The 5,715-nt window shown below is 65.1% G+C and carries 6 protein-coding genes and 1 pseudogene; 2 read left to right on the top strand and 5 right to left on the bottom strand.

The window, feature by feature from the left end; translation table 11 throughout:
- Positions 1-162 precede the first annotated feature (162 nt).
- Both KTN05_RS18280 and KTN05_RS17035 read right to left on the bottom strand, forming a co-directional pair.
- The gene (locus tag KTN05_RS18280; RefSeq protein ID WP_371823401.1) at positions 163-288 is read right to left on the bottom strand and encodes a hypothetical protein; all 126 of its coding nucleotides are present in this window, start codon (positions 286-288) and stop codon (positions 163-165) included.
- Positions 289-397: 109 nt separating this feature from the next.
- Positions 398-1,627, bottom strand: coding sequence for a hypothetical protein (locus KTN05_RS17035; protein ID WP_217330568.1), 1,230 nt, complete (start codon positions 1,625-1,627; stop codon positions 398-400).
- A gap of 244 nt (positions 1,628-1,871) precedes the next feature.
- Here KTN05_RS17035 and KTN05_RS17040 point away from each other — a divergent pair, with 244 nt between their 5' ends.
- Positions 1,872-2,927: an HpcH/HpaI aldolase/citrate lyase family protein gene (locus KTN05_RS17040; protein ID WP_217330569.1), complete on the top strand. Its 1,056-nt coding sequence runs from the start codon at positions 1,872-1,874 to the stop codon at positions 2,925-2,927.
- Between the two features lie 166 nt (positions 2,928-3,093).
- Positions 3,094-3,222 (top strand): annotated as a pseudogene (locus KTN05_RS17045) (transposase); the annotation flags it as partial.
- A 157-nt stretch (positions 3,223-3,379) separates the two neighbouring features.
- Here KTN05_RS17045 and KTN05_RS17050 read toward each other — a convergent pair.
- From KTN05_RS17050 to KTN05_RS17060, 3 genes are all read right to left on the bottom strand, one after another.
- Positions 3,380-4,327: an XdhC family protein gene (locus KTN05_RS17050; RefSeq protein ID WP_217330570.1), complete on the bottom strand. Its 948-nt coding sequence runs from the start codon at positions 4,325-4,327 to the stop codon at positions 3,380-3,382.
- Positions 4,327-5,076 (bottom strand): cytochrome c, encoded by a 750-nt coding sequence (locus KTN05_RS17055; protein ID WP_217330571.1) that lies wholly within the window; start codon positions 5,074-5,076, stop codon positions 4,327-4,329. Before KTN05_RS17055 ends, KTN05_RS17050 begins: the two co-directional genes overlap by 1 nt.
- 111 nt (positions 5,077-5,187) lie before the next feature.
- A complete protein-coding gene (locus tag KTN05_RS17060) occupies positions 5,188-5,667 on the bottom strand; it encodes a c-type cytochrome (protein ID WP_217330572.1) in 480 nt (159 codons plus the stop codon).
- Positions 5,668-5,715: the final 48 nt, after the last annotated feature.

Consider the following 5,715-nt stretch of genomic DNA (forward strand, 5'->3'; position numbering starts at 1 on the left):
CCTGGATGCGGATCAGCTGTCCGAAACGAAAAAAACCTCCTGCGAACAGGAGGTTAGTGCAAGTATAGTATTTATGGTTGCGGGGACAGGATTTGGACACTGTTTCGACATGATGCGGCGGCTCCGCATGGATTTGCGAGCAGCTTAAGGCGCTGATGCATATCATCCCTTGGCGGCCGGGGAGACGCGCACGAACACCCAGCGGTAGCGTGGAACAAAGATAGCATCGCGGTCCTCGTCGGCCATCTGCGGCAGGCTTTTGACGTCGATGTAGATGTAGCTGGGCACATAGTCCTTGCAGGACTTGTGCACCCCGCGCCTCGAGGATCCAGACCGCGACGCCTTGGCTCGTCGCCCGTAGTGCAGGGCGGGAGCGAACTCCCGCCCTGCCGCTGCATCAGTTTGCTGGCGCGATCAGTTCGAATTTCTGGATGCGTTGTCCAGTGTTGACCTCGGTCGTGTAGATGTTCCCTGCCGAGTCGATCGTGATGTCGTGCACGACGTGGAACTGGCCGGCCTGACGTCCCGGTCGTCCCACCCGGGCGAGGGTCTTTGCCTCGGCACGGTCCGCAATCCTCATTTCATTGTTGGAGCCGTCCACCATGATCACAAAGCGCTGGTCGGGGTCGGTGGAAAGAACGAGGTCCGAGACCGACCCGCTCAGCAGCGTGTCGCGCTCGTAATAGGCCTCGTCCACGAACGTGCCGTCCTTCTCGAATACTTGGTAACGGTTGTTCACGCGATCGCAGACGAGGACCTGGCCGCTGTCGGCTATTCGGACGCAGTGGACCGGACTGCCGAATTGCGGGGCATCGCCTTGGCGCGGGTCCTCCGGCGGGGCCACGCTGTCGTCGGGCGCGTTGCCGTAGGCGCCCCAATGCCGCTTGTATTCGCCGGTTTCCGTGTCGAATACGATGACCCTGCGGTTGCCATAACCATCGGCGACGTAAATCTCGTTCGCCTCCTCGTCGACGTCCATGTCGGCGGGACGGTTGACGTTCTCGGTATCGTTCGAGCCCTGGCTCGCCCCCGGTTCGCCGATCTGCATGACGAACTCGCCGTCGCGGGTGAACTTGAGCAGGTGGTGATCGCTGTCCCCGTTGCCGCCAACCCAGACGAAGCCCTCGCCATCGACATGAATGCCGTGCTCGTTCTCGAACCAGTCGTAGCCCTCGCCCGGACCGCCCCAGGCAATGACGAGATCGCCCTGCTGGTCGAACTCGACGACGGGCGGGGCCGGATAGCAGCATTTGTTGATCGGGGGATCCTGCGTCACGCCAACCTCGCGATCGCTCAGCGAGTTGGGGCGGTGAATGAACCACGCATGGTCATCGTCGCTGACATGGGCGCCCGACACCTGTCCGAGTATCCAGTTGTTCGGCAGTGGCTTTGGCCAGAACGGATCCACCCGGTAATGCGGCACGCCCGCGGGATCGACCCCCTCCAGGATCTCGGTCTCCTGCGACATCACTGCCCGCTTGTCCGGCGGAATCTCGCGCGGGGAGAAATCGCTTATGGTCTGCTGCGGTGGCGGCACCACTTCCTGTGCAAAGGCGGGATTGCCCAACAGCGCGGCGCAGGCGATCGATAGGGTGAAAATGGACGCGGCATATCCGGTAAAACGCACGGCATACTCCTCTTGTTTCGCGAGCACTGGTAATGTCAGTGCCCCTCATATGTAGACGGTAGTTGCGAACGTTCATGTAGTGTGTAGATCCTTTCATTAGCTGGCAATCATTTTCGGTCACCAGTTCGCATGATTCGCTTGCCAGCCTCCGAGAGCCGACACCCGAGACGCACTGGTGCGAGCGGCGCCACGGGCATCATTCGTCAGAGCCGCCGTTAATAGAACAAGAAGGAGGAAAACGGACATGACCCTGGACAGTCTTTCCACAGGCATGGCGCGCTGCATCACCGCGGCGTTTGCATTTGCCTGCCTTGCAGCATCGCCGGTGTTTGCCCAAGGCACCCCCGGCACTGCGGAAAGCGCGATCACGGACGCCCCTTCGGGCGCGGCGGCAGCGAACGCGGATACCGCCGGGGCAGGCGAAGCTGCGTCCCGAACACGCTACCTCAATCCCGTCATAGAGCGGCTCGCCAAGGGGCAGCCCTTCATCGGCGTCAGCACCGGGAATCTTTCGTCCGAGCATGCCAAGGCTCTCGCGAGAGCGCCGATCGATTACGTCTATATCGATTTCGAGCACAACCCGATGGATTTTGGCGAGCTCCACCGGTTCTCGCTCGCCACCATCGACCGGGCAGGCATACATGAACGTGGGAATCTCCAGTCAGACATCGCGCTTTTCGCGCGGTTTCCGCCATATGGGCGAGAGCAGGTTGAGTGGATATCGAAGCAGGCCCTCGATCTCGGGCTGATGGGGATCATCTTCAATTCGATCAGCACGGCCGAAGAGGCCGAACTCGCGGTGCGGTCGATGCGGTATCCACAGGCGCGGGATTCGGAACTTCCAGAGCCTGCAGGACTGCGCGGCTGGTCCCCGGACCATGCAACCTGGCTCTGGGGTATTCCGTCGTCGGAATATGCCGAAGTGGCCGATGTCTGGCCTCTGAATCCCGACGGCGAGCTTCTGGCGATCATGATGATCGAAACGGCGCAGGGCCTGGAGAACGTCGACGCCATCGCCGCTACCCCCGGCGTGGGCGCGCTCTTCGTGGGGCCCTCGGACCTCTCGCGTTCGATGGGCGTGCCGAGCAATTCGCCCGAGATCGAGGAAGCGCTTGGAACGATTCTGGCGGCCTGCCTCGCCCACGATGTAGCCTGCGGCAAGTCGTTCAGCGCGGAGGAGATACCTGGGCGCATCGAGGACGGATGGATGATGCTCAATCTCGGCGGTGCCGACGGCGGCCTGGGACCGGACAATGCTGCCGCGCTCGAAGCCGCCGAAGGGGTGATCCCGGACCGGTGACCCCTGGGGGACATACGCGCTTCCTGGGCGCGTATGTCTCTGGCGTCGGGCGTTCCCCCTCAACGGGCGCAGGCGTTATCCAGCGACAGAACGATCTCCGCTGCTCTCTCGATTGGACTTGCCCCGGCAAAGTGGAGAGCTCTTCTGAAGGAAAGAGGAGCATTTCATGGGCAATCCGCAGCGCCGGTTCGGAAAGGAATTCGAGGCGGAGGCCGATCGTCTGGTCGAGACGAGCGGCCACACGCAAAGGGAGATCGCCGAGGATCTCGGCATCGGACGGTCGACGCTGCGTCGCTTGTAAACGCTGGATCAAACTTCCCCGGAAGTGCTGGCGCAAGATTCCCCGCCTCACGGGTTCGGCGATCAGGCTCCGGCGAGACATGATCCGCCCACTTCACGCGGGTCAGGTCCGGGCCGCTTGGCCAATCCACCGCTGCGATGGCCGGTGCCGATCATCCCACCTGCCCGACGATTTCAGCCAGCGCCGAAATGGCCAGCGTGCGGGCGTCGCGCGCCGAGGGAAGGATGCCGATCGGTCCCTGTATCCGAGCCGTGTCTGCGTCTGACACGCCGAATTCGTGCAGCCGCTCCAACCTCGCGCGCTGCGTCGCCCGGCTGCCCTGCGCGCCGATGTAAAAGGCCTCGGACCGGAGCAGGCGGCGCAGGATTTCCGGTTCGTAGTCGTGGTCGTGGTAGAACAGCACCGCCGCCGTGCGGTGATCGGGACGAAGATCGGCAATGTCGCCCAGTCGTGCCAGCCCTTGTCCCTGGCAACCGGCCGCGAGGGCAGCATCGAGGCAGGCATCGTCATGCGTCACCAGCATGTGGTCGTATCCGAGATCGCGCACCAACCCGGCAAAGACCAGCGCCTCGGGACCGGCCCCGAAAACAAGGAAACGGATATCGGGCTGAAAACCGATGGCGAAGCCAGCAGGTGTCGGCCCGGTCCGCCGGTAAGGCTGGCAGGACAGCGCGCCGTCGCGGGCGACATGCAGCGCGAGCGACTGGCGTTCGCCGCGGGCGAGGTCGAGTGCCGCCAGCGGCTCCTTATCGCGCAGCTGGAACAGCTCCAGCTCGATTGCGCCGCCACAGGGCAGGCGCAGGTCGAAAAAGGGCGACCCGTCGCCATATCGAACCCGGCAGGGCCGCCCCGTTCGGCGCACATCCGCTGCACGCAGGATCAGGTCCGCCTCGATGCAGCCCGAGGTGATCGCACCTGCGAAGCGGCCGTCGGTTGCAATGGCGGCGGCCGCCCCGGCGAGGCGGTAGGCGGGACCGTGCGTCGCGGTCAGCACCGCGAGCACCGTCCCCTCGCCCCAGTCGAGCGCCGCGCGCCATGGGTCCAGCAGCGCCGGGTGCCCGCCGCTCGATGTCCGCACCATGTCCAGCATGACCGCCATCACCGCATCTGCAGCAGGATCACGCTGTCGCTGAACGGGTCGGTGCGCTCGCGCAGGTCGCGCACCTCCTCGGGCGTCACCGCGCCGCCGGTGTTGCCCCACGAGGTCCGCACGAAGGTGGCGATGTCGGCGATCTCGCGGTCGGTCAGCTGCACCCGGTAGGGCGGCATCCGGTAGCTGTCGGGCACCCCGTCCGCGACGACGCGCCCGGCGCCGTTCAGGATGATGTTGATGACCGAGGCGGGGGTATCCGCGAGGACCGAGGACGGCCCGGCCAGCGGCGGGATGAACGTGCCGCGGTTCTGGCCGTCGCGGCCGTGGCAATAGCTGCATTTCTGCAGATAGAGCTGCGCGCCCGGCTGCGATTCCGCCATGCCGCCCGCGAAGCTTGCCGTGGTGGTCTCGTCATATTCCCACGCTGGCTCGGGCGCGCGCGGCAGCGACTTCATGTAATGCGCCATCGCCCGCAGGTCGTCCTCGGTCATGAAGGCGGTGGAGTTGTTGAACGCCTCCAGCATCGAGCCGAAGACGACGCCATGCCGGCTGCGGCCGGTCTTGAGGTAGGCCGCCAGCTCGTCCTCGCTCCAGCGGCCGATGCCATTGCCCGATCCGCCCCGCAGGGCCGGCGCATACCAGCCGTCGAGCAGCGCGCCCGACAGGAACGCCGGGTCGGTCTCGTCGTAGCCCTGCTCGTTCATCGCAAAGCCCCGCGGGCTGTGGCAGGAGCCGCAATGCCCGCCCGCCTGCACCAGATAGGCGCCGCGGTTCCAGAGGTCGCTCTGCTCCGGGTCCTGCTCGAAGCTGTCCGTTGGCGCGAAGGCGACGTTCCAGACCTCGATCGGCCAGCGGATGTTCAGCGGCTAGGCGATTTCCGTGGGCGGGTTCGGCTGCGCCACCGGCTCGACGTGGTTCATGAAGTAGTCGTAGAGCGCCGCCACATCCTCGTCGCTGAGCTTGGCGTAGGAGGGATAGGGCATCGCCGGATAAAGCCGCCGCCCGTCCGGCGCCACGCCGCGCCGGACCGCGCGATCGAAGTCGGCGAGGCTGTAGTTGCCGATCCCGTGTTCGGGGTCGGGGGTGATGTTGGTCGCGTAGATCGAGCCGAGCGGCGTGCCCATCTCCAACCCGCCCGCAAAGGGCTGGCCCTCATGGGTCGAGTGGCAGGCCACGCAATCCGCCACGCGCGCGGCGTATTGCCCCGTCTCCAGCGGCATCGCCGCGGCCGGCTGAACCCCGTCGAAGGGACTCGCAGGCAGCCTTGTGCCATACCAGTAAGCCGCAGCCACGCCCACAACCGCCACCAGCGCCAGCCGGGCGATCCAACGTAAGAATGTTACCAAGATTCAGTTCCTCTCGTCAGCCGGACAGCGCCCTCAGGCGGCACCGCC

This window comes from Paracoccus sp. Z118 (assembly GCF_019061185.1).
Lineage (GTDB): Bacteria > Pseudomonadota > Alphaproteobacteria > Rhodobacterales > Rhodobacteraceae > Paracoccus.

Excerpts from the sequence above, each read along its gene's own strand:
- KTN05_RS17050 (WP_217330570.1), bottom strand. The coding sequence starts at position 4,327 with ATGGCGGTCATGCTGGACATGGTGCGGACATCGAGCGGCGGGCACCCG.
- KTN05_RS17040 (WP_217330569.1), top strand. The coding sequence starts at position 1,872 with ATGACCCTGGACAGTCTTTCCACAGGCATGGCGCGCTGCATCACCGCG.